The sequence below is a fragment of the Ruegeria atlantica genome, from assembly GCF_947495585.1.
GTDB lineage: Bacteria > Pseudomonadota > Alphaproteobacteria > Rhodobacterales > Rhodobacteraceae > Ruegeria > Ruegeria atlantica_G.
This window is the reverse complement of sequence record NZ_CANLZK010000006.1, coordinates 149,310-171,057: the sequence shown is the minus strand read 5'-3', so window position 1 is coordinate 171,057 and position 21,748 is coordinate 149,310. Positions and strand designations below refer to the sequence as shown.

The 21,748-nt window shown below is 56.8% G+C and carries 21 protein-coding genes; 16 read left to right on the top strand and 5 right to left on the bottom strand.

What is annotated here, in order from left to right:
• The first annotated feature begins 29 nt into the window (after positions 1–29).
• A complete protein-coding gene (locus tag QMP16_RS12865; protein WP_282152692.1) occupies positions 30–1,004 on the top strand; it encodes an arginase family protein in 975 nt (324 codons plus the stop codon).
• Here the strand turns inward: QMP16_RS12865 and QMP16_RS12860 are convergent.
• Both QMP16_RS12860 and QMP16_RS12855 read right to left on the bottom strand, forming a co-directional pair.
• Positions 1,001–1,969 (bottom strand): agmatinase, encoded by a 969-nt coding sequence (locus QMP16_RS12860; protein ID WP_282152691.1) that lies wholly within the window; start codon positions 1,967–1,969, stop codon positions 1,001–1,003. The two genes, QMP16_RS12865 and QMP16_RS12860, sit on opposite strands and share 4 nt — an antisense overlap.
• Before the next feature lie 71 nt (positions 1,970–2,040).
• The gene (locus tag QMP16_RS12855; RefSeq protein ID WP_282152690.1) at positions 2,041–3,561 is read right to left on the bottom strand and encodes a trimethylamine methyltransferase family protein; all 1,521 of its coding nucleotides are present in this window, start codon (positions 3,559–3,561) and stop codon (positions 2,041–2,043) included.
• A gap of 184 nt (positions 3,562–3,745) precedes the next feature.
• Between QMP16_RS12855 and QMP16_RS12850 the strand changes: the two genes are divergently transcribed.
• Both QMP16_RS12850 and QMP16_RS12845 read left to right on the top strand, forming a co-directional pair.
• Positions 3,746–6,181, top strand: coding sequence for a GcvT family protein (locus QMP16_RS12850; protein WP_282152689.1), 2,436 nt, complete (start codon positions 3,746–3,748; stop codon positions 6,179–6,181).
• A gap of 89 nt (positions 6,182–6,270) precedes the next feature.
• Entirely contained in the window at positions 6,271–7,242 is a 972-nt protein-coding gene (locus QMP16_RS12845; protein ID WP_282152688.1) for a LysR family transcriptional regulator, read from the top strand.
• Here QMP16_RS12845 and QMP16_RS12840 read toward each other — a convergent pair.
• Positions 7,239–8,264, bottom strand: a complete 1,026-nt coding sequence (locus QMP16_RS12840) for a LacI family DNA-binding transcriptional regulator (protein WP_282152687.1) — start codon at positions 8,262–8,264, stop codon at positions 7,239–7,241. The genes QMP16_RS12845 and QMP16_RS12840 overlap by 4 nt on opposite strands.
• Positions 8,265–8,403: 139 nt before the next feature.
• Between QMP16_RS12840 and QMP16_RS12835 the strand changes: the two genes are divergently transcribed.
• From QMP16_RS12835 to QMP16_RS12775, 13 genes are all read left to right on the top strand, one after another.
• Complete coding sequence (locus tag QMP16_RS12835) at positions 8,404–8,589, top strand: hypothetical protein (protein WP_282152686.1); 186 nt, start codon at positions 8,404–8,406, stop codon at positions 8,587–8,589.
• A gap of 23 nt (positions 8,590–8,612) precedes the next feature.
• A complete protein-coding gene (locus QMP16_RS12830; protein WP_058275419.1) occupies positions 8,613–9,758 on the top strand; it encodes a TRAP transporter substrate-binding protein in 1,146 nt (381 codons plus the stop codon).
• Between the two features lie 111 nt (positions 9,759–9,869).
• Positions 9,870–10,382, top strand: coding sequence for a TRAP transporter small permease (locus QMP16_RS12825; protein WP_282152685.1), 513 nt, complete (start codon positions 9,870–9,872; stop codon positions 10,380–10,382).
• Positions 10,383–10,393: 11 nt separating this feature from the next.
• Positions 10,394–11,722, top strand: coding sequence for a TRAP transporter large permease (locus tag QMP16_RS12820; protein WP_058275421.1), 1,329 nt, complete (start codon positions 10,394–10,396; stop codon positions 11,720–11,722).
• A gap of 12 nt (positions 11,723–11,734) precedes the next feature.
• A complete protein-coding gene (hisD, locus tag QMP16_RS12815) occupies positions 11,735–13,042 on the top strand; it encodes a histidinol dehydrogenase (protein ID WP_282152684.1) in 1,308 nt (435 codons plus the stop codon).
• Positions 13,035–13,796: an SDR family NAD(P)-dependent oxidoreductase gene (locus QMP16_RS12810; protein ID WP_282152683.1), complete on the top strand. Its 762-nt coding sequence runs from the start codon at positions 13,035–13,037 to the stop codon at positions 13,794–13,796. Before hisD ends, QMP16_RS12810 begins: the two co-directional genes overlap by 8 nt.
• Positions 13,793–14,773 (top strand): zinc-dependent alcohol dehydrogenase, encoded by a 981-nt coding sequence (locus QMP16_RS12805; protein ID WP_282152682.1) that lies wholly within the window; start codon positions 13,793–13,795, stop codon positions 14,771–14,773. The genes QMP16_RS12810 and QMP16_RS12805 overlap by 4 nt, the downstream gene beginning before the upstream one ends.
• A 23-nt stretch (positions 14,774–14,796) precedes the next feature.
• Positions 14,797–15,207, top strand: a complete 411-nt coding sequence (locus tag QMP16_RS12800) for a universal stress protein (protein WP_108860897.1) — start codon at positions 14,797–14,799, stop codon at positions 15,205–15,207.
• 47 nt (positions 15,208–15,254) lie between these two features.
• The gene (gene comD, locus QMP16_RS12795; RefSeq protein WP_282152681.1) at positions 15,255–15,761 is read left to right on the top strand and encodes a sulfopyruvate decarboxylase subunit alpha; all 507 of its coding nucleotides are present in this window, start codon (positions 15,255–15,257) and stop codon (positions 15,759–15,761) included.
• Entirely contained in the window at positions 15,758–16,315 is a 558-nt protein-coding gene (comE, locus tag QMP16_RS12790; RefSeq protein WP_282152680.1) for a sulfopyruvate decarboxylase subunit beta, read from the top strand. The genes comD and comE overlap by 4 nt, the downstream gene beginning before the upstream one ends.
• A 163-nt stretch (positions 16,316–16,478) precedes the next feature.
• Entirely contained in the window at positions 16,479–17,777 is a 1,299-nt protein-coding gene (locus QMP16_RS12785) for a hypothetical protein (protein ID WP_282152679.1), read from the top strand.
• Positions 17,778–17,792: 15 nt separating this feature from the next.
• Positions 17,793–18,914: a cytochrome-c peroxidase gene (locus QMP16_RS12780; RefSeq protein ID WP_282152678.1), complete on the top strand. Its 1,122-nt coding sequence runs from the start codon at positions 17,793–17,795 to the stop codon at positions 18,912–18,914.
• Positions 18,914–19,639, top strand: coding sequence for an MbnP family protein (locus tag QMP16_RS12775; protein ID WP_282152677.1), 726 nt, complete (start codon positions 18,914–18,916; stop codon positions 19,637–19,639). Before QMP16_RS12780 ends, QMP16_RS12775 begins: the two co-directional genes overlap by 1 nt.
• A gap of 39 nt (positions 19,640–19,678) precedes the next feature.
• Here QMP16_RS12775 and QMP16_RS12770 read toward each other — a convergent pair whose 3' ends face one another.
• On the bottom strand, positions 19,679–20,374 hold the full coding sequence (locus tag QMP16_RS12770; protein WP_109312619.1) for an outer membrane protein: 696 nt from the start codon (positions 20,372–20,374) through the stop codon (positions 19,679–19,681).
• A 105-nt stretch (positions 20,375–20,479) separates the two neighbouring features.
• Entirely contained in the window at positions 20,480–21,724 is a 1,245-nt protein-coding gene (locus tag QMP16_RS12765; RefSeq protein ID WP_282152676.1) for a DUF3179 domain-containing (seleno)protein, read from the bottom strand.
• Positions 21,725–21,748: the final 24 nt, after the last annotated feature.

Below are 21,748 nucleotides of genomic sequence, written 5' to 3'. Positions count from 1 at the left end.
GGGGTGTTTTTCTTTCACCGGAGACGCAGATGACCGACCGTTACGAACAGTCTATGATGGACAATCTATATTGGTGGGGGATACCGACCCTATTTCGGTGCCCCAATCAAGGTCCCGAAGGGCAGGACATCGCTTTGGTCGGAGTGCCGCATTCGGCAGGCAACGGCACAACCGAGCGGGATCAGCATTTGGGCCCGCGTGCTTTGCGGCATGTCTCTGCCGTACAGCGGCGGGTACATTCGGTGTTTGAAATTGATCCGTGGAATTGTGCGAAGATTGCAGATGTAGGCGACGTTCCATTTCCGCGGGCAAACGATAACGAAGACTGCATCGAACGGATTACGGCTTTTTACAAAGACATCGATGCAGCCGGTGCGCGCCCGGTGTCGATTGGCGGCGACCACTCCATCACTGGCGGGATCGTGCAAGCGCTGGGTCGCGGTAAACTGGCTGGTGGAGAGCCTGTCAGCTTTCTGCATTTGGACGCGCATACGGACGTCTTCACCAAGGTCGATCATTTCCTGGGGGCGAAGAAATCAGCGGCCCATTGGGGCGCGTATCTGGCGGATCAGGGGCAGGTCGACCCCACGCGATCCATGCAAATCGGACTTAGGGGCCATCCGCGAAGCTTGGACTGGCTGCAGCCGTCCTACGACTATGGCTACAACATCGTCACCATGCGTGAGTTTCGCCAGCGCGGGTTGGAAGACGTCGTGGCTCAGACCAAAGAAGTGCTGGGGGACCGCCCGGTCTATATCACGTTCGATCTGGATTGCCTTGATCCCACTGTCGCGCCTGCCGTGTCCAATCTGGAACCGGGCGAGAAGGGTTTCGATATTGACGAGGCTGTCGGCATTCTGCGCGCCGCGCGCGGGTTGAACATTGTGGGCGGGGACGTCGTCTGCATGATGCCAACCAAGGACAGCCCGAACAACATCACCGCGCTAACGGCAGCTGCGGTGATGTTCGAAATGATTTCAATGATCGCCGAAAACGCCAGCTAGCGCCGTGCGTCCACAGCCTGCGCCAAAACGCAGAGCAGTTCGAACATCAGCGAAATGCCCAGCCACGCGGTGCCTCCGTTCGGATCGAATGGGGGCGATACTTCGACCAGATCAGCGCCAATCAGGTTGATACCAGACATCCGGCGGATGACCTGCTGCGCCTGAAAACTGTTTGGTCCGCCGATCTCGGGCGTTCCGGTGCCCGGGGCGTAGGTTGGGTCAACAAAATCAATGTCATAGGTGCAATAGGTTGGTGCTTTTCCAACGATACCGCGCACTTCGGCCATCACGTCGTTAATGCCCCGATCGAACAGTTCTTCGATACGGATGATGCGGATACCCTGTGCCTCGCCCCATTCGATGTCTTCGGTGTTGTACGCAGTGCCCCGGATGCCAACCTGAACAAAGCGTTTTGGGTCGACCAATCCTTCTTCTACCGCGCGGCGAAACGGGGTGCCGTGGGTGAACTTGTGGCCGCCAAAATAGCTGTCGAACAGGTCCGTGTGGCTGTCGAACTGGATCAGGCCGACAGGGCCTGCGGCGGCAAGCGCACGCAAAACGGGCAGGGTGGTCAGGTGGTCCCCGCCAGCGGTGAGCGGAACAATGCCTTTTGCCTGTAGGGTTGAGTAGAAATCCGTAACCCGGTTCAGAGTATCTTCGATATCAACCGGATTGGGCGCAACGTCGCCAAGATCGGCGCAATTGACCATTGAGAACGGCGCGACGCCTGTGACTGGGTTCATCGCGCGGATCATCGTGGAATAGTCCCGCAATTGTCGCGGACCATGCCGCGCGCCGGGGCGATTGGTGGTGCCGCCATCCCACGGGATGCCGATGAGACCGACCTGAACATCCAAAATCCGTTCGTGATCCAGGCCCAGGCTGGGCAAACGCATGAACGAGGGGATGCCGGCAAACCGGGCCAGCTCCATCGCCGATACCGGCTGAAAAAATGAATCGGTCATGGCCTTATCCTTCGCGCAATTCCCATTGGACCCTAGCGGCCCAATGAAGTGTTGGGAATGCTCTGTGGCTTTTATATCAGAATGCGGAAACGTTTCCGGATTTCGGCATCCTGTTCGGCGCTCAAATTTTCTGGGTGATGGCTGGCCAGAACTTCTTTGGCGTGATGCCGGGCAGATGACCATGCGTCTTTGGCACCATCGTTTTGCCACGTGTGGGGCTCTTGTCGATCGGCGAGTTCGGGGTAAAAGTAGTCCCGCTCCATCGCCGCATAGGTCTGCGCGCTTCCCAAGAAATGCCCGTCACCCAGAACAGAATGGCAGATGGCGTCAAAACCCAGGTTTTCCTCGCTCACCTCAATTCCGCGCAGCGCCCGATAAGTGTGTGAGTGCATTTCGTTGTCCAGAACAAACCCCTCGAAACTTGCGCCTAACAAGGATGCGGTCATTCCCGAGCTTTCATAGATCAGGTTGCCCCCGGCCAAGGCCGCCGCAAGCGAGGTCATGCCTTTTTCCAGGCCATATTGTGCGTCGATGGCCTTTGCGTCGGTCATGGACGCGGCTACGCCCGAGGGCAGGCCTAACCAGTTCGTGATCTGCGCTGAGGCGGCGTTCAAAACAGCCGTCTCTCCGCTGCCGCCGGCAAAAGACCCGGTCCTGAGGTCTACGATGAAAGGCCAATTGGAAAACACCATCGGAAATCCGGGTCTGATAGCGTAGACCATGACAAGGCTGGCCAATGTCTCGGCCAGCGATTGCGCCAAAAACCCGGCCAAAGTTGCCGGGGCCGTGGCGCCGGCCTGCGCCGCCGTGATGCACGACATTGGGATGTTGTGGGCGACGCATTCATAGACGACATCAACCGCATCTTCCCCATACCGCAGTGGCGAAATCACCGGGCTGATATGAGCTTTCAGAAAGGGACGTTTGGCGAATTCACCCGGCCCTCCGGCGACGATATCCAGCATCTCGACAATGGGGCCTACATGTTCGGCCAGGGTAAACGATGTTGCCACTGGTTTGGTCGTATTGCGCACAAGAGCGTAGGCTGTGTTGAAGTCCAGATCGAATACATCAGGTACATCTGTGGCCACGCAGCATCGGGTGAACCAGCTGACATTGGCCAGCGTGTCCTGCAATCGGGTGAAGTCGTGCAAATCCGCCAAGGTAGAGGGGCGATAAAGGCCGCTATCGATGTCCAGCGTTTGAACGGCGGCGCCACCCGTGCCGAAATACACGCGGTCGCCGCCAACCTCGATCGAGCGGTTTTCGTCCCGGCCATGCAACACGAAACTTTTGGGGGCTGTATCGATTGCGCGCTGAACCATTTCACGCGGGAACAGCAACCGGTCTTGTTGACCCGCCTGCGCACCTGCGGCTTTGAGGTCTGCCGCCAATCTGTCTGGCACGTTTCCCATGCCCAAACGCTCGAGCAGCCGCAGTGCCGTGTCGTATATCTGTTCGATCTCGCGTTGGCTCAGAGGTTTATACGCGCCGCCCTTCTGGCCGGGTGGGCAGGGGTCAACGACCGGTTTGGCGGCGCGCTGGGCATGCCGCGCTTTTCGGCCGCTGCGTTTAGAACCCTCTGATGACATCCGGTCCAATTCCTTTTTTCACTTTCCTGCACCGTAAGGGGCGGAACATCCCGGCATCAAAGGCGAATTGCCGTTTTCAGAATCCGAAATCGCAGTTTCGATTTTCCTGCACCGGCATCTGCGCAGTTGTCGTCCCAGCCTTTTCTTCCGCAAGACTTGGACGAAATTTTACGGAGCAAAGCCAATGAAGTCGCGTACCAAAGTCGTTGTGATAGGTGGCGGCATCGCCGGATGTTCGACCCTCTATCATTTGACGCAAGAGGGGTGGACCGACGTGGTGCTGGTCGAACGGAACGAATTGACCTCGGGCACGACATGGCATTCGGCCGCGCAGGTGACGAACTTTGGCATGAACCAGACGATGGTGGGCCTGAAAACGCACTCAATCCAATTGTACAAGGAGTTAGCCGACGATCCGGATTATCCGATCAACTACCACCACGGGGATGGGGGGATACGCCTCGCCAACACCGAAGGCCAGATGCAGGGCTATCGCCACTTTGCATCCATGGCGCGGGGTATGGATGTGCACTTCGAGGTGATTGACGCGGACGAATGCGCCCGCCGCCACCCTCTGATTTCGACCGACAACCTTATTGGCGGGCTGTGGGATCCGCTGGACGGGGATATTGACCCTGCTCAGCTGTGTCAGGCCTTGGCGCGCCGGGCACGCAAGGCCGGGGCAGAAGTTTATCGGAATACACCAGTGACGGGTCTGGTGCAGCACAACGACGACACCTGGACTGTGCAGACAGAGCATGGTGACATCGACTGTGACATCGTGGTCAACGCCTGCGGATATCGCGTCAACGAAGTCGGCGCCATGATGGGCGTTCATCATCCTGTTTCGTCAATGGAGCACCAGTACTTCCTGACCGAAGAGATTCAAGCGATACGCGACGCGGGTCACCGAATGCCGCTGCTGCGTTGTCCGATCAGCGACTATTACTGCAGACAGGAAAAGAACGGGCTGTTGCTTGGGTTTTACGAACAGGACTGCAAGACCTGGGGTATGGACGGGATTGATCCGAACTTTGTGAATGCCCTTTGCCCCGACGATTTGGATCGCGTGACGGACGTGTTGGAGGGTGCATTCGCGCGGATGCCCGCGCTGATGGAGGTTGGCATTCACACCGTGGTCAATGGGCCGATTACTTATACGATCGACGGGGCTCCGCTGGTGGGGCCAATCCCTGGCAAACGTAACGCCTTTTGTATTATCGGTCTGCGCGCGGGGCTGGGCGAAGGTGGCGGGCATGGGTGGTTGCTGGCCCAGCAGATCGTGCATGGTGAGGCTTGTTACGATACGTGGTGCCTCGATCCCCGGCGGTTCACTGGTCATGCAAATGTCGAATTGACCGCGCTCAAGGCCATCGAAGATTATCAAAACGAATTCCGGTTCCACTTTCCGCATGAACATCGCCCTGCAGGGCGTCCCGCCAAGACCACACCTCTGACGCCGGTGCTGGCGGCGGAAGGGGCCGAGTTCACCGTGGTCAACGGGTGGGAGAGGGTGGATTATATCAAACCCTCGCCCGAGTTTACGCCGACGCATAGTTTCGGTTTTGACGAAACATTTGACGTCGTCGCCGCTGAGGTTCGGAATGTGCAATCGGGTGTTGGACTGGCGGAGGTGAACGGGTTCAATCGGATCGAAATCACTGGAAACGACCGGCATGCTTTTCTGGACCGGATGTTCTGCGGGCTTGTGACCCGGCGCGAGGGGCGTGTTGGGCTAGGGTACCTGCTGAACCATCATGGTATGATCAAAGCCGAGGCTACGATCGCCAATTTACCGGCCAGCGACCGGGGGGAGGCGCGCGTCTGGTATGGCTCAGCCGCAGCAAGCGAATTTCATGACATGGATTGGCTGCGTCAGCACATGCACGGCGATGAAGACGTTCATTTGCGCAGTCTGACAAATGATCAAACCATATTGGTGCTCGCTGGCCCGAAGGCGCGAGACGTCTTATCGGCCTGCGCGCGCGGTTATTGGTCGGCCGAGGTTTTCCCATGGCTCAGTGTGCGCGAGTGCTTTGTTGGCATCGCCCCGGCTACAGTCATGAACCTCAGCTTTTCCGGTGAATTGGCTTATGAGATACACGTGCCCAACGCTTCGCTCTACGCGGCCTATCTGGCGTTACGGCAAGCAGGTGAGGCGCACGGGTTGAAACTGTTCGGAGCGCGGGCCGTTGAATCGATGCGGATGGAGAAGAGCTTTCTTCATTGGAAAGCAGACCTGATCACCGAGTTCGATCCGTTTGAAACCGGATTGGACAGGTTCGTCCGATTGAATAGGGGTGATTTTGTCGGGCGCGACGCGTTGATGGAACGGCAATCGGAAGGGCCTCGCAAAAAGCTTGCCGCACTTCAGGTCTCCTCGACCCTGGGTCCTGCACATCCCGGAGCGTCCTTGATGCTGGGGGATCAGGTGGTCGGCACCGTCACGTCAGGCGAATGGGGGCACCGCACCGGGCTGAACCTAGCGCATGCATTTGTCGACCCCGTGTACACGGATATAGGCTCCGAAATGGAATTGGAAAGCTGCGGGCAAAGGGTGCACGCAACGGTCATTCCGCCATGCCCTTATGACCCGGGCTTTGACCGGATGAGGGCGTAAGCCTGAACCCAAAGTCAAATTCAGCATTGCCGTGCGGTCAAATCTTTGCTTGGCTAGTTTCGAGCAAATCGAAACAATGATTGGCACCCATGTCCAAATCGCTGAGCCTGAGATGGTTGGAAATCTTCCAATTGATCGCCAAATCCGGATCGATCCAACAGGTCGCGTCCGAAACGGGTCTGTCGATCAGCACAGTCTCGAACCACCTGCGCAGCTTGGAGAATACGCTTGGAATCGAGCTGGTTGATCATGGGCGCAGACCCATGGGCCTGACACCCGCGGGCGAGGTCTTTGCGCGGTACGTCCGCGACGGTTTGACTGTTCTAAAGCGGGGCGAGGCCGAAATCCGAACGGGCAACTGGCAACACGCGACCGACTTGCGATTGGCGCTTATTGACGATTTCGACAACCAGATCGCGCCTGATATGGTCCGGTTTCTGGCGCAGGCATTGCCGCGCTGCAATTTTCGTCACTATACGCGTCCGAGTCACGAAATCCTCTCCAAGCTACAGGAACACAAACTGGATGTGGGCGTTGCCACCCGACCACCGGGACGAACCGAAGGGTTGATCGAGTACCCATTGATGCGCGACCCGTTTTTGGTCGTGCTTCCCAACAGTTTTGAAGGGTCGCCCGAAGAGTTGTTTCACCCGGACGCGGATCTACCCCTGTTGCGATATTCTCGGGACTATGTGATCGGGAAGCAAATCGAGATCCAACTGGCGCGTAGCAAGTTCAGTTTGCCGAACAGGTTCGAACTGGAGTGCAATCAGTCCATTATCGGTTTGGTGGCCCAGGGTAGCGGTTGGGCTATCACAACGGCCGCCTGTTTTCATCGGACTCAGCGGTTCCATAACAGCGTCAAAGCAATGCCGTTTCCCGGCAGAAACTTCGTGCGAACCGTGTCGCTGTTCACGACCGAAGTGTATCCCGTGACGACCTCGGAATTGATCCAGAAAGTTATGATGAAACTGATCCGGCAACATTTTACGCGCCCAATGTGCGCCAAGCATCCTTGGTTGAAAGACGACTTCCGCACGATGGAGGGGGAGGCGGCTTAGCCCGGCGCGGGCTTGCCAAGCGACGGTCGATTTACAATTCTCGTCGCCAGTTGTTCGCCAGTCCCTGCGGTGTGGTTCTCGACCATCTCAATCAATTGCAGGGCTGCTTTATGCCCCATTTCACGGTGAGGGACATGCACTGTGGTCAGAGCCGGGGAGACGATCCGGGCCAGTTCGATATCATCGAAGCCCGTGATAGAAACATCGCCGGGTACATTGAGTCCCATTTTTTGCGCCTGTCGCAAAGCACCAACGGCTAACACGTCATTACCACACAGGATTGCTGTCGGCGGCGTGGCGGCGTTCATCAGGTCGCTAAAGGCTTTGGCACCGTTTTCGATTTCATACGACGTTTCGATAACGGTCAGATTGTTGGCCACAAGCCCACGATCAGCCACTGCTTCTCGGATGCCCTGAACCCTGAGACGGGCGCGGTCATTTCCGTCAACGCGAGCAGAGATCACGCCAATCCGAGTGTGCCCCAACCCGATAACGTGACTAGCGAGGTCGAACATCGCCGCGCGATTGTCAAAGCCGACCGAAGGCAGTTTGGAGTCCGGCAGATATGACCAGGCGACCAAAGCGGGAATATTGCGCTGGTCCAGAAAGCCATAGATCTCGGGATCGCGGTCATGCCCGATTAGCAGCAACCCGTCAGCCCCACGCGCAATCAAGGTCCGGATTTGTTCTTCTTCGATTTCCGGTTTGTAGGCCGAACTTGAAACCAAAAGCGTATAGCCGCGCTGGTGCAGTTCCTCCTGAAAGGCCTGAAGGCCTCGCGCAAAAATCGCGTTTTCCATGGTTGGAATGATCGCGCCGATGGTGAACGACCGTTTGGCCGCCATTACGCGGGCTGCAAAGTTTGGCGTGTACCCAAGCGCATCAACTGCGGACTGCACGCGTTCACGGGTCGCTTCGACCACCCGGTCCGGACTGTTGAGGCAACGCGACACAGTGGCCGTCGAAACACCTGCCATTTTTGCCACATCATCCAGTGTCGGCACCGACCGGGGTTTCGCCATTTCCAAACTCGCAATTTGCTTTTGCTGATAACTCTAAACTCAACTGCGGTGATAGGAAAGCAATTATGTAAGCGCTTGCATTTTGCATGTAAGCGCTTACAAATGACGTTGGGCCGAATCTGAAAAGGGAGTCCAAGAGATGTTTCTTGCTGCGTCCGCACTCGTGTTTGTCATTTATTTTGCGAACGTGGCGCTGGGGGCTTTTGCAAACAGCGCCTTTCTTGGTGATGTCGGAGAGATGTTGGTTCTGTTCGCGGCGTCGATCCTGTTCGTTGTCGCAATTCTAAAAAAGGAAGCCGCTCGCGACGCAAAAAGCGATGGCTGATTTTTTGCTTGGGAGGGCACTTAATGAAAAACGATAGAAATGAACTGGCGTCCGTCGAACGTCGTAATTTCCTGAAGCTCAGCGCCAGTGGTTCATTCACTGCTGCGCTGGTTGCAGGTGCCGGTGGCGTCCTGTGGTCGTCCGAAGCTGTGGCGCAGACAGCCAAAGAAGAAAGCGAGCGTGAAAAGGCAGCGGACCACGTCATGACGGTCGCGACCGCATATGTGCTGGGTGCGTCACGTAGCTACCCGATCATGCAGCTTGATCTGAAAGAAAACATCCAAAACGCAACAAACGGCAAAGTGTACGTCAAGCTTGCGCCTGGTGGTCAGCTGGGTGCCGGTGGTGCCTTGGTGCAGAAGGTGCAGGGCGGGACGATTCAGGCAGCGCAGCATTCGCTGTCCAACTTCGCACCATTCGCGTCGACCGTTGACCTTATCAACATGCCGTATCTGTGCGGTTCGAACCAGCGGTTCACCAACCTTGTGCATTCCGACACATGGCAGAACGAAGTTCACCCCAAAGTCGAGGCCGCCGGGTTCAAGGCACTGTTCTATGTGGTGATCGACCCGCGCGTCGTTGCCGTACGTCAGGGTGGTAATGCAATCATCACGCCCGGTGACATGAGCGGTGTGAAATTCCGCGTGCCCGGCTCGAAAATGCTGCAGCAGTACTACCGCATGGTCGGTGCAAACCCGACGCCTGTTGCTTGGGGTGAAACCCCCTCGGCGATCAAACAGGGTGTTGCGGATGCGCTCGATCCGTCGGTCGGAGCGCTGTATGTGTTTGGCTTCAAGGACATCCTCAGCCACGTGACCTTTACGCAGGCCGTTCCGGACAGTCAGGTTTATTCGTGTAACCTCGAATGGTTCAATTCGATGCCGCCAGACGTTCAGGAAGGCATCATGTGGGGTTCGGAAATGACCAGCCATCAGAACCTTTCCAAAGTTCCCTCGGCCCGTGCCTTTGCCATGGCCGAACTGAACAAGGCCGGAGTGGAGTTCCATTCGCTTAACGCGGATCAACTGGCTGAATGGGAAAGCGTTGGCGGCTATCAAAACGCCGATTGGGATCCGTTTAAGACAGAGCTGGCGGGGTCGATGGACGCCTTTGAAAAACTTGTCGAGGCGGCCGGGACGCAGGGCAAGTACTACGTCCACGACGCATGACCTAATCCGGCGGGCGTCTTTTAGACGTCCGCAATCACTCAATAGCAGTCAGGCCTGAAAGGGCCCGAAACAGAAGGCCGCGCCTGACTGTTCTGTCGCCGAGGGAACACGATGACCTTACTCCGAAATATTGATCGCAACGCCGAGCGTTGGCTGCTGCTGGTGTTCTACGTGATGCTGGTCATCACCATGGCCATCGAGGTTCTGCGGCGTGAGATCTTCGCTTATTCCTCGATCTGGGGAGAAGAAATCGTCCGATATTCCTTCATCTATCTGGCTTGGATCGGTGCTGCGGCAGCGATCAAAGAGCGGGCGCATATCCGTATTGATGTCGTCATGCATTACCTCGGGCCGCGTCCCAAGGCCCTGCTGTACATCTTCGGCGATCTGGTGATGTTCGCAGTCGCTGTGATCGCGCTCTACTGGTCATATGAGGCGGTTCACGTCTCGGCCAAGTTCGGGTCAGTGACTGATGGCCTCCGGGTGTCCAAAGTCTGGTTCCTGATGGCGGTGCCGACCGGCTTTGCGCTGATGATCTGGCGGCTGATCCAATCGTTTTTGCGTGACATCAAATCCCTTCGCGACGGCACGCCCGTCTTCGAAGGTGACAAGCTGTTTGACTGAGGGGATCTGAGATGCTCTGGAACACTCTCAATCAAACCGTAGAACTGGGCTGGGATTTCTACCTGCCCGTCATTCTGTTCGTTGTTCTGATCGCCATGGCTGTTCCGGTGTGGGCAGCGATTGGTTCTGCTGCCATCGTCATGTTGGTCATGTCGGGCGATCTACCGCTTAGTCTGGTGGGCGAGAGCCTGTTTACCGGGATCGACGCCTTTGCCCTGACTGCCGTGCCGCTGTTTATCCTGACAGGTGACGTGCTGGTCCGTACCGGTTTGTCACGTAAATTCCTGGATGTGGCTGAGGCGCTGACTTGCTTCGCCAAAGGCGGGTTTGGCTCGGCCACCGTTCTGGTTTGCGGCATGTTCGCCGCCATTTCGGGTTCGGATGCCGCTGGCGCGGCCGCTGTCGGTCGCATGACCATCAACCGGTTGGTCGAAAGCGGGTATCCGCGCCCCTACGCCTGCGCCTTGGTCGCGGCCGGGGCTTGTACCGGTATCCTGATCCCGCCCTCGATTGCCTACATCATCATCGGTCTAGTGCTGGGGATTTCTGCTTCGACCCTGTTTCTGGCCGCCCTGATTCCAGGTCTGGCCATTCTGGTTTCGATCCTGATCACCAACATCATCATGAACCGTCTTTACGCCTATGAGGGTGGCGGCTTGATGACGATGGGCGAGTGGCTGGCCAATTTGGGCAAAGCCCTGAAATCCGGCTGGTACGCCTTTATTGTGCCCGGGATTATCTTCTATGGCATCTTCTCGGGTCGCCTGACCCCGACCGAGGCGGGTGCTACTGCCGTGGTTGTCACCATCATCATGGGTTTCATCATGCGCACCCTGACACTGGCCGACTTTCCGTCGATGTTGGTCAGCTCAGCCAAGGTGAACGGGGTGATCCTGCCGATCATTGCCTTTTCAGCCCCCCTGGCCGAGGCACTGGCGATCATGGGCGTGCCGCAGGGGTTCGTCGCCTCGATCACTTCGCTGACCGACGATCCGTACCTGCTGATCCTGCTGATGATCGGTATCCTGATTGCTGCGGGCTGCGTTATGGAAACGACCCCCAACATCGTGATACTCGCCCCGATCCTTAAACCGTTGGCCGATAACATCGGGATGAACGAAATTCAGTTCTGCATCATGATGATTACCGCGCTGGGTGTCGGGTTTATCACGCCGCCGCTTGGCCTGAACTTGTTCGTCGTATCTGGCATTACGGGTGAGTCCATTCTGAAGATTGCGGCCCGTGCTATTCCATTCGTATTAACAATGCTGATCGTGGTTCTTCTGATTGCTTACGTTCCGGCGGTTTCGACCACTTTGCTTCCTGAAATCTACCAATAGGACCTACTGAATATGCCTCGCGACTATCTGAAAAAGGCGACCTTGACGGCTCAATCTCATGCCACGGAAGTGCATGATACAGTGAAGACAATCCTTGCCGACATTGAGGCTGGCGGGGATGCCAAAGCGCTGGAATATGCGGTCAAGTTCGACAAGTTTGACGGCAACGTGTTGATGACCGCCGATGAGATCGAGGCCGCCTGCGCGCTTGTCCCCGATAGGCTCAAGGCGGATATTCGGTTTGCTCACGACAACGTTCGCCGGTTTGCCGAAACGCAGAAATCCACGGTGTCTGACGTTGAGATGGAAATTGTCCCGGGCTTTATCGCTGGCCAAAAGGCCATCCCTGTGGACGCGGCTGGCTGCTATGTGCCCGGCGGACGCTATAGCCATATTGCCAGCGCGATCATGACGGTCACTACGGCAAAGGTTGCCGGGTGCCGCCACATCACAGCCTGTTCGCCGCCACGTCCGGGTGAAGGCGTGGCGCCTGCGATTGTCTATGCAGCGCATATCTGCGGTGCAGACAGCATTCTGGCTATGGGCGGCGTTCAGGGCGTGGCCGCCATGACCTATGGTTTGTTCGGCCTGCCGAGCGCAAATATTCTTGTGGGCCCAGGCAATCAGTTTGTGGCCGAGGCTAAACGTATTCTCTATGGCAAAGTTGGCATCGACATGATTGCCGGGCCGACGGACAGCCTGATCCTTGCGGACGGTTCCGCAGATGCGCATGTCGTTGCCACCGATTTGGTGAGCCAGGCGGAACACGGGTACAATTCTCCGGTTTGGTTGGTGACGGATGACCGGGATCTAGCGCAAAAAGTCATGGAGCTGGTGCCAGCACTGATCGAGGATCTGCCTGAACTCAACCGGGAAAACGCCTTTGCTGCGTGGCGCGATTATGCCGAAGTTATCGTCTGTTCAGATCGTGAAGAAATGGCGGCCTGTTCGGACGATTATGCGCCCGAACACCTGACCGTTCAGGCCGAGGACCTAGATTGGTGGCTGGGTCGGTTGACCTGCTATGGATCGCTGTTCCTGGGTGAAGAAACCACAGTGTCCTACGGTGACAAGGCGACCGGAACGAACCACGTTCTGCCGACATCCGGCGCGGCCAGCTATACCGGCGGCTTGAGCGTTCACAAGTACATGAAGATCGTCACATGGCAGCGCGCTACACGCGAAGGCTCGAAGTCCATTGCCGAGGCGACCGCTCGTATTTCCCGGTTGGAGGGCATGGAGGGGCATGCGCGGGCTGCGGACGTGCGCCTTGCCAAATATTTCCCTGACGAACAGTTCAACCTGACCGCCGATGAATGATCCACGCGCGTTGTTCGATCTGAGTGGGCGTGTCGCTTGCGTGACCGGCGCAAGCGCGGGCCTTGGGCGTCGAGCAGCGCTTGTGTTGGCCTCAGCGGGGGCGTGCGTCGTCGGTGTAGCCCGCCGACCGGAAGCATTGGCAGAATTGCAAGCTGAGGGGGGCAACAGCGTGGCCACAGTTGTTGCCGACGTGGCCGATCGGTCGCGCGTGGCATCGCTCGCCGAAGAGGTCGCAGCCAGTTTTGGCGCGCCAGACATCATTGTGCATGCGGCGGGCATCAATACGCGCGAAGTGGCAGATGACGTGACCGCCGAAGGCTGGGACAAGACGCTTGAGCTGAACCTGAGCGCGCCGTTTTTCCTAAGCCAGGCATTGGTTCCTGCAATGAAAGAACGCGGATGGGGGCGGATCGTGAATTTCGCCTCGCTCCAGACCACGCGGGCTTTTCCGGGCGGTATTGCATACGGAGCCAGTAAGGCCGGGGTTGGGCAACTGACGCGGGCCATGGCCGAGGCATGGTCCGCTGACGGCATCACTGCAAACGCCATCGGGCCGGGGTTTTTCCCGACCGAGCTGACCCAGGCCGTGTTCGATGACCCCGACCGGGCAACCCGTAACGCGGCACAAACCTGTATGAACCGAAACGGGCAGATGGAGGATATCGATGGGCCGATCCTGTTTTTGTGCTCACGGGCGTCAGACTACGTCACAGGGCAAGTTTTGATGGTTGACGGAGGGTTTACAGCGAAATGAAAGCGCTTGTTTATCAGGGTGTTGAGCTTTTGGCTTACGAGGACGTGCCAGATGCCGCGCCGGACATAGGTGAGCAACTGATACGGGTCGAGGCCGTCGGGATTTGCGGCTCGGACATGCACGCCTATTTGGGTCACGACGCGCGCCGGCCTGCGCCGCTTATTCTGGGCCACGAGGCCGCAGGGACGATTGTAGGAGGTCCACGCGACGGTACGCGCGTAACGATCAATCCTTTGGTCAACTGCGGTGTTTGCCCAGCGTGTGAGTCAGGTCGGGAAAACCTGTGTTCCAGTCGGCAGATCATCTCGATGCCACCGCGTGAAGGGGCTTTTGCTCAATATGTCGCAATGCCGGATGCAAATCTGGTTGAGGTGCCGGACCATATATCATTTCAGCAGGCGGCTTTGGCTGAGCCATTGGCGGTTAGCTGGCACGCGGTTCGTTTGGGTCTTGAGGCGCTGCATCAGGGTATGGCGCGTGATGCGTTGGTGATTGGCGGCGGCGCGATTGGTGTGGCGGCAGCTTTGGCACTGGCGGCGGTCGGCGTTGACGATATTGTCATCATCGAACCGAATGATATGCGGCGCGCCTATTTGCAGAGTTTGGGCTCTTTCAATGTGGTTGAAGCCACGGATGATACGTTCTCACTGGTTGTTGACGCTGTGGGGTATTCTGCAACCCGTGCTGCCGCTTCCCATCACGTTCAGCCGGGAGGCGTTATCGTGCATGTTGGGTTGGGTGAGGATGCCGGCGGTTTGGATATACGTCGTATGACCTTGCAGGAGATCACGTTTATCGGCACCTATACTTATACTGCCGATGATTTCAGAAAAACCGCGCAGGCGATATTCGATGGCCGTTTGGGCCCGTTGAACTGGATACAGGAACGGGCCTTGTCTGAAGCTGCCGACGCCTTTCGCGATTTGCGGAAAGGTGCTGTGGCCGCACCTAAGATCATCCTCGCACCCTGGGTCTAGTCCAGGCAGAAACGGAGGTATTCATGTATAAAAAAATTCTCGTCCCAATGGCGCTGGATCATGGGATTTCGCCGCACACTTTGGAAATCGCCAAAGCCTTGTCGGCAGAAGGGGCCGAGATCGTGGCCCTGCATGTCTACGAGATGCCTCAGGGCTCTGTCAGTGCCTATCTCGACAAGGATGTCGTCGCCGAAGGCTTTCGCGCGGCACGCACCTTGTTGCGGGAAAAAGTTTCGGGGCTTGAAGGCGTTCAGGCCGAGATTGTCAAAGGTCACACGGCTCGCACGGTGATCGACTTTGCGACACAAAACAAATTTGACTGCATCGTCATCGGTTCGCACGAACCGGGCGTCAGCGACTATTTTCTGGGATCGACCGCCTCGCGTGTCGTCCGTCATGCGCCTTGCGCCGTGCATGTGCACCGCAGGCTTTAACCCGTCAATCGCGCCTATAGCGCCCATACAGGATTTACATATCGGACATGAACATAGACAAAAAGATCACCGACGATCTGGTGGCCAACGACATCTCATTCGTCACCACGGTTCCGTGCAAGCAATTGGCAGGCGTTATCGACGAAATCGACGCGCGTGAAGACATCTTTCACATTCCGTCGAACAAAGAGGATGAGGGTATGGGCCTGTGCGCCGGTGCCTGGATGGGCGGTAAACGCCCCGCGATCATCATGCAGAACACGGCCATCGGCGTAACCATCAACACGTTGGCAACGTTGATCCAATACTACCGTATGCCTTTGCCGATGTTGATCTCATATCGCGGAGAGTTGCGCGAACCCGTCGCCTGCCAGGTCGAGATGGCGGTGCATACCAAGGCGCTTCTGGCCCAGATGAACATCCCGACCTACCACTTTCATCATCAATCGGATGTCGAAGAGCTGGATGCGATCCTGAAATACACGTTCATGTGCAACAAGCCGGTCGCCATTCTGACCGACGCCAATTTCTGGGGAGGCTATGGCGACCAATGATCCGTTCTGAAATCCTGAAAGAAATCGCGCCGATCCTGCGGGATCAACTGGTTGTCTGTAACATTGGCATTCCCAGCCAGGAGTTACACGCCATCGACGACCAGCCGACGAACTTTTACATGTTGGGCACCATGGGGCTGGCCTCAAGCATCGGCCTGGGTCTGGCCTTGTCTCAGCCAAAGCCGGTCATCGTAATCGACGGCGACGGGTCTATCCTGACCAACCTCGGCACCTTGCCGACCATCGCCAACAACGTGGCTGACAATTACATCTTGCTGATTGTCGACAACGGATCTTATGGGTCGACCGGGGATCAGCCGACTTACGCGGGCAAAAAGACATCGCTGGCGGCTGTGGCGCAGGCCTGTGGTTGCGAGAATGTGGTCGAGTGCCAGGCCGAAGACACTGGCGCCGCATTGCAGGCGGCGCTGGAAAGCGGCCAAATGACAATCATCGTCAGCAAGTGCGAAAGCGGCAATGCCAAGATGCCGGTGATCACGATGGACCCGGTTGTGATCCGCGACCGCTTTATGAAGGCCGTCCAAGCGTCATAAGGCAGTCAACCTGCAGGTATTCAGCTTACGCCGTCCCGATCGGGGCGGCGTTTTTTTGTGCTCGATCGCAACCCAATTTGATGCAGTTTCCTGAATGTGATATGACGCCACGTAAGGTGAATTTCAAAATCATTTTTAGAAGTTTCATCGCAAGGGGGGAATTATGAAAATCAAAATGCTTGCGCAAAGCGTGCTTATCAGTTCTGGGCTGTTGATGGTTGGCCTAACACCGGCGCAGTCTCAGACCCGCGAGGAAAGTCAGGGCATGGTTCTACTGCGCGGTTTGCCGACGTTGGATACAAAGCACAGCATCGCGATTGTCGAGTTGGATCCGGAATCTGACCAGTTCGGAGAGCTACTGAGCGAAGTTGAGCAACCCGATATTCAGCATCCTCTGCATCACCTCTACTACAGCCCGAACGGGCGCCTGTATTCGACCGGCTTGGACCCGTCCTGCAGCCTGGCTGAAATTGGACTATCCCGCGATTCCAGCGGAACGCCGGTGATTGAGGGCTTTACCTGTCTGGATACCCAAGGGCAGATCGTTGGCGAGGACATCATGTGGGCCACGTCGAACGGACAGGAGTATATGTTCGTGACCTTCATGGGTGGCACTGGGGGCGATGATGGCGGCTCGGTCGGTGTTTTTGACACTCAGACTAATGAGGTGGTCAAAATTATCGAAGCACGCAAAAGCCAAGTTGGCGACGGTGAGCCATATATCATGTACCCACACGGGATATCTGCGTTTGACGACCGCATGGTGGTCACGTCGACGATACATCCCGATATGGCGACTGGCGTGGGGAATGTGTTGACGATCATAGACCTCAACACGCTTGAACCCATCCAAAACATCGTGGTGGAAAACGAAAAGCCGTTGGATTTTCCATCTTCACCGGTCGAGGTCCTGTTCGCACGGCCTGACATGCATGCTGACATTGAACCGGCCATTCTGGCCAATACGATGTTCGGATTCGAGACCTGGAAAATCCCCTATGACGCCGGTTCCAAAACCTTTGGTGAAGCCGAAGTCATATATAGTGGTGTGGCCAATGAAACCGCTGTTCCGCTGGAATTCTATGGCACTGAAGATGAGCTGTTCATCTCCCATGGATTACCGGGTGTCGTGAAGCGCTATGAACTGGCAGCTTTGCCAGAGCTTGTGTCCAGCGGGCCGGACATCGTTGCCGACCCGGGTGCACATCACATGATCTTTTTCACGTCCGCTTCGGGCCGGGACCTGATCGCCGTTCAGAATAACCTGCTCAATCTGGGCAACGCGGCTGATGACGACCCAACGGATGTGGATTTCATTGCCGACCTGAGCGCACACACGATCACGATCCATGATCTTGAGACCGGCGAACGTATCGCCGAGGTCAATTTCAAAGAGCGCTACAACAAAGGTGTGGACAACGTTGAAGGGCTGTTCGGTTCGGGTTTTGTACACCACCATTAATGCTCTGGGGGCGTTATGCTTCGGGTGTTTTTGACAGCGGCCGTCGCCGTGGTGATCGCGGCGACGGCGTGGGTCTTCTGGGACCGCGCACGCGGGCCCACGGCAACGCATGTTGCTGGCTTCTCGGCGCCCTTCGTATTTGGACGCTTTGCTGTGCCCCCGGACAACCCGCTGACAGAAGAGGCCTTTGCCCTTGGGCGCCACCTGTTCTACGATCCGATCCTGTCCGGTAACAATCAGGTGTCCTGCGCGACATGCCATATGCAGGCCCTTGCCTTCACTGATGGTCTGGCAAAGTCACCCGCATTGTCTGGCGGAGAGCTGGAGTTCAGCTCCATGAGTTTGATCAACCTTCTTTGGGGCCAAGAGCGGTTCTTCTGGGACGGTCGCGCAACGTCGTTGGAAGCGCAGGCATTGATTCCGATCCAACACCCGGACGAGATGGATCAGGATTTGGAAGAGCTTGTAGCTGAATTGCAGGCAACCCGCGATTATCGACGGATGTTCCGCAAAGCATACGGGGAAATCAGCGCCGAAAACGTGGCCCGGGCGTTGTCGACCTTCATGCGAATGCTGATTTCGTCGGATTCAAAATACGACAGGTTTCTGCGTGGCGAAGCGCGATTGAGCGCACAGGAAGAACACGGGCGCAAACTGTTCATGGCGCATCCGGACACCAAGGTCTCGTTGCGTGGTGGGAACTGCATCGACTGCCACAGCCAGTTTTTGACATCCGGGTTTCGGGACGCATTGGATGGGTTTTCAAACAATGGGCTGGATTCCGATGACGACCTGCCGGATGGCCTGATGGCCGTGACCGGCAATCCGGCGCACAAGGGTTTCTTCAAGGTGCCGACACTGCGCAACATCGCCGTAACCGCGCCCTACATGCATGATGGCCGGTTCGAGACTTTGGAGGAGGTCATGGATCACTACAATGACGGGATAGTCGTCAGCGATACGCTCAGCCCATTGATCCTTGAGGCCGACAACGCGCCAGAGGCCGGGCAAGACACTGTGGGCTTGCGGATGACGCCCGACGAGGTGCAGTCCATCATCGCGTTCCTGCACACGCTGACGGATGAGGGTTTTCTGACAAACACACAGTTTTCTAATCCTTTCGGAGGAGACAGCTGATGCGTATTTGGATGACGGGGCTTGCGATACTGTTGGTCGTTGGCGGAGCGCTGTTCTTTGCTCTTGGTCCGCAGCGCACCACGTCGATCACTTTGACCTTTCACGCGAAGATGGGTGACGATCCGTTGGTATTTGATGAGTTCTTGTACGAAAACCCCGGCGGGCCCGGCACGTTCAGGGTTCGTGACTTTCGGCTCTACCTCAGCAACCTGACCGTCTCGCAAGATGGGGCACTGTTTGCTGAGCCTGACAGCTATCATCTGCTCCGGTTCGACAATCCGGAAACAACCCATTCGATCAGGCTGATCGACATTCCTCTGGGCAGCATTGAACACGTCCGTTTCATGATCGGCGTAGACCCAGAAGCCAATGGCTCGATCCAAGCGCGCGGGGATCTTGATCCCAACAGTCAAATGGCATGGAATTGGGAGGTCGGCTATAAATTCGTCGTGATGGAAGGAACGCTGCGGATTGGCGCAGAGGTCTCGCCGTTGGTCTATCACGTTGGGTTTTCGGAAAACGCGCGCGAGGTCGATATCCAGTTGCCACCGGATATCGCTGTTGAGGGCGATGTGGACCTGCACATGAACGTCGATGTTGCAAAGCTATTTGACGGGCCCACGCAAGTCGACCTACGTAAGCTCTCATCAGTCAAATTCAACCGCGAAGACGCCGCCATGCTGGCCTACAATTACGCGGTCATGATCACCCCGTCGTTTAAGTGACTTTGGATCGGGTAAGGTTTGAAGGGCTAAAAGAGCCCCTCAGAACCGATAAGTCGCACCAATCATGGGGCCGGACTGTTCGAACGTGAAATCGTTGCCGTCAATCTCGTGATCGAAAGAGATATAGCGATAACCGCCGCGGATCACCCACCTGTCGTTGATTTCATAATCCGCAGTCAGCAAGACCTGCCATGTTTCGCTGTCGCTGCTGAAGCCGCCGTAATCAAAAAAGCCAGTGCCAGACCACCTGTCGTTGAATGCGACGCGGGCTCGAACACCGATGACCGGGTCTGTCCAGCTTTCATCGACACTGACGGACCGGCCCGGGGCTGCTCCGGGAAGGACGGTGAAATCGGTCTGCGTCCGAAACCAGCGGAAACCGCCAACCAAGTCCACGTAGGACGTATCTGTAGTATAAGCCCGGTACCCAACATAGCCGCTGAAAAATTGCGTTGTGAGAGAGGTTTCAAGACCAGAGCTTGCCGGACCGGGCGTGTCATTGCTGAAAGAGACGTCCACATAGTTGTAGTCGGCCAATAGTGACCAGCGACCGTTCGATGCACCAAAGACGCCCATGAAGGCCAGATCGAGATTCTTCAGCGCGTCAGAGAAACTCAGCGTTCCATCAACGGTGCCGCGGGCCGTTTCTTGCGTAACCTCTGTTTCAGGCATGAACAGGTATATTGTTGCCTCATAGGACCAATCGGACTGCTGCGCCACAGCGGCAGTTGTCATTGGAATCCAGGTCGCCACGGCCCACGCAGCGGTTGTTATTGCCCTCTTAAAGACCATTTTGATCCTCCGTTTGTTCCAATTTGGCAATCTGATCTGATTGCTCACTCATTCAGCGGCTTCGCCAGACTGTTGTACGCGCGCACCGACACGGTTGATATCGGTTTCCGGAAAGAACTCGGACCAGACATGCCAGAATACACCCGCTCGCAGGGTCTCGACGCGTTGCAGTTTTCCCTGATCCGACATCCCCCAGAAATCGCAGCGGGTGATGGGCTGGCCTTTGTCATTGTACCAAACGCCAAGGCTTTCGTACTTTGGGTCCAGACTGACAACCACGTCACGCCCACCGACATTTGCGTTTACGATCCAGTCATTCTCGACCACGAAATCATCGGTCCAGCAGGCGGCATCATTGCCGATCGTGATCCCCCAGACATAGGTCTTGTTCGGAAGCCGATTGTCCGCACTGTCCATGTTGTCCATGACGGGCGCATCTTCCTGATGCTGGCGTGCGATCCCCCAGCCAAAGGTTATCTCGGTCACCATGTCCAGCAGCCGCAAGATTGGGTTGGGCGAGGGCGTGTTCAGATACACCTCGCCATCGGGAAACGCTTTTTGAAATCCGCGGAACGTCATCCGATACGTGGGCCAGGGCTGCATCTTTGCTTCGGGGCGCACAGGGCAGGCGGGCCCATCCGCGCCAGTATCGCGATCCGTCTCGCGAAACCCATAGATCTGCTGGATGGGTTCCCCGGTTTCGTTGTCCCGCAGGATCAGGTTGTTGCCATGTTGGGCCAGCACTTCAAGATCCAGCCGGTTGCCTTCGATACGGGGGGCATAGCCCTGCCCAAGGTTGGCCATCGCGCAAAAGGTCATGACGATATCTTCGCCACCCAGCCCGTCAGCATTGCCGGCCAAATGGGGTCGCATGATTTGCGCATCGGGATGCGCGCGGGCGTGACCATTGTTTTCAATAACGATGACCGGCGCGGTTGGGCCGATGAATTTTTGCGCCTCGGCAATAGGAAAGAAGGCCGCATTGTTGAGTTGGTTCCTCAGCCCCAGATGGACCCACACATAGGGAAATCCATACAGAACAAGAACCAATAGCGTCGCGACCAGCCACAGCCAGAACGGCCCGCCGCCCAGAATGAAATGCGCAAGCGTAGCGATGGCAAATCCGCTCAACCCCACTGCGATCAGGCGGTATTCGTGCCGGATAAACCGGATCATGTTTTTGCGTTTAACCTTAAGCACCATTTGCGAAATGTCGCCAAGATCGCGGAAATAGACGAACCCGATACCCAGTGAAACGACTAAACCCAGAGCGAAAATGATGTTTTCTGCCATATGGTTATCCTATATTCGGGTTCC

Bases quoted from the DNA above. Each gene is read 5' to 3' on its own strand.
- QMP16_RS12835 (WP_282152686.1), top strand. From the start codon at position 8,404: ATGTTTCTTGCTGCGTCCGCACTCGTGTTTGTCATTTATTTTGCGAAC.
- QMP16_RS12820 (WP_058275421.1), top strand. From the start codon at position 10,394: ATGCTCTGGAACACTCTCAATCAAACCGTAGAACTGGGCTGGGATTTC.
- QMP16_RS12780 (WP_282152678.1), top strand. From the start codon at position 17,793: ATGCTTCGGGTGTTTTTGACAGCGGCCGTCGCCGTGGTGATCGCGGCG.
- comE (WP_282152680.1), top strand. From the start codon at position 15,758: ATGATCCGTTCTGAAATCCTGAAAGAAATCGCGCCGATCCTGCGGGAT.
- hisD (WP_282152684.1), top strand. From the start codon at position 11,735: ATGCCTCGCGACTATCTGAAAAAGGCGACCTTGACGGCTCAATCTCAT.
- QMP16_RS12810 (WP_282152683.1), top strand. From the start codon at position 13,035: ATGAATGATCCACGCGCGTTGTTCGATCTGAGTGGGCGTGTCGCTTGC.
- QMP16_RS12770 (WP_109312619.1), bottom strand. From the start codon at position 20,374: ATGACAACTGCCGCTGTGGCGCAGCAGTCCGATTGGTCCTATGAGGCA.
- QMP16_RS12785 (WP_282152679.1), top strand. From the start codon at position 16,479: ATGAAAATCAAAATGCTTGCGCAAAGCGTGCTTATCAGTTCTGGGCTG.
- QMP16_RS12845 (WP_282152688.1), top strand. From the start codon at position 6,271: ATGTCCAAATCGCTGAGCCTGAGATGGTTGGAAATCTTCCAATTGATC.
- QMP16_RS12800 (WP_108860897.1), top strand. From the start codon at position 14,797: ATGTATAAAAAAATTCTCGTCCCAATGGCGCTGGATCATGGGATTTCG.
- QMP16_RS12805 (WP_282152682.1), top strand. From the start codon at position 13,793: ATGAAAGCGCTTGTTTATCAGGGTGTTGAGCTTTTGGCTTACGAGGAC.
- QMP16_RS12825 (WP_282152685.1), top strand. From the start codon at position 9,870: ATGACCTTACTCCGAAATATTGATCGCAACGCCGAGCGTTGGCTGCTG.
- QMP16_RS12860 (WP_282152691.1), bottom strand. From the start codon at position 1,969: ATGACCGATTCATTTTTTCAGCCGGTATCGGCGATGGAGCTGGCCCGG.
- QMP16_RS12830 (WP_058275419.1), top strand. From the start codon at position 8,613: ATGAAAAACGATAGAAATGAACTGGCGTCCGTCGAACGTCGTAATTTC.
- QMP16_RS12850 (WP_282152689.1), top strand. From the start codon at position 3,746: ATGAAGTCGCGTACCAAAGTCGTTGTGATAGGTGGCGGCATCGCCGGA.
- QMP16_RS12840 (WP_282152687.1), bottom strand. From the start codon at position 8,264: ATGGCGAAACCCCGGTCGGTGCCGACACTGGATGATGTGGCAAAAATG.
- QMP16_RS12775 (WP_282152677.1), top strand. From the start codon at position 18,914: ATGCGTATTTGGATGACGGGGCTTGCGATACTGTTGGTCGTTGGCGGA.
- QMP16_RS12765 (WP_282152676.1), bottom strand. From the start codon at position 21,724: ATGGCAGAAAACATCATTTTCGCTCTGGGTTTAGTCGTTTCACTGGGT.
- comD (WP_282152681.1), top strand. From the start codon at position 15,255: ATGAACATAGACAAAAAGATCACCGACGATCTGGTGGCCAACGACATC.
- QMP16_RS12855 (WP_282152690.1), bottom strand. From the start codon at position 3,561: ATGTCATCAGAGGGTTCTAAACGCAGCGGCCGAAAAGCGCGGCATGCC.
- QMP16_RS12865 (WP_282152692.1), top strand. From the start codon at position 30: ATGACCGACCGTTACGAACAGTCTATGATGGACAATCTATATTGGTGG.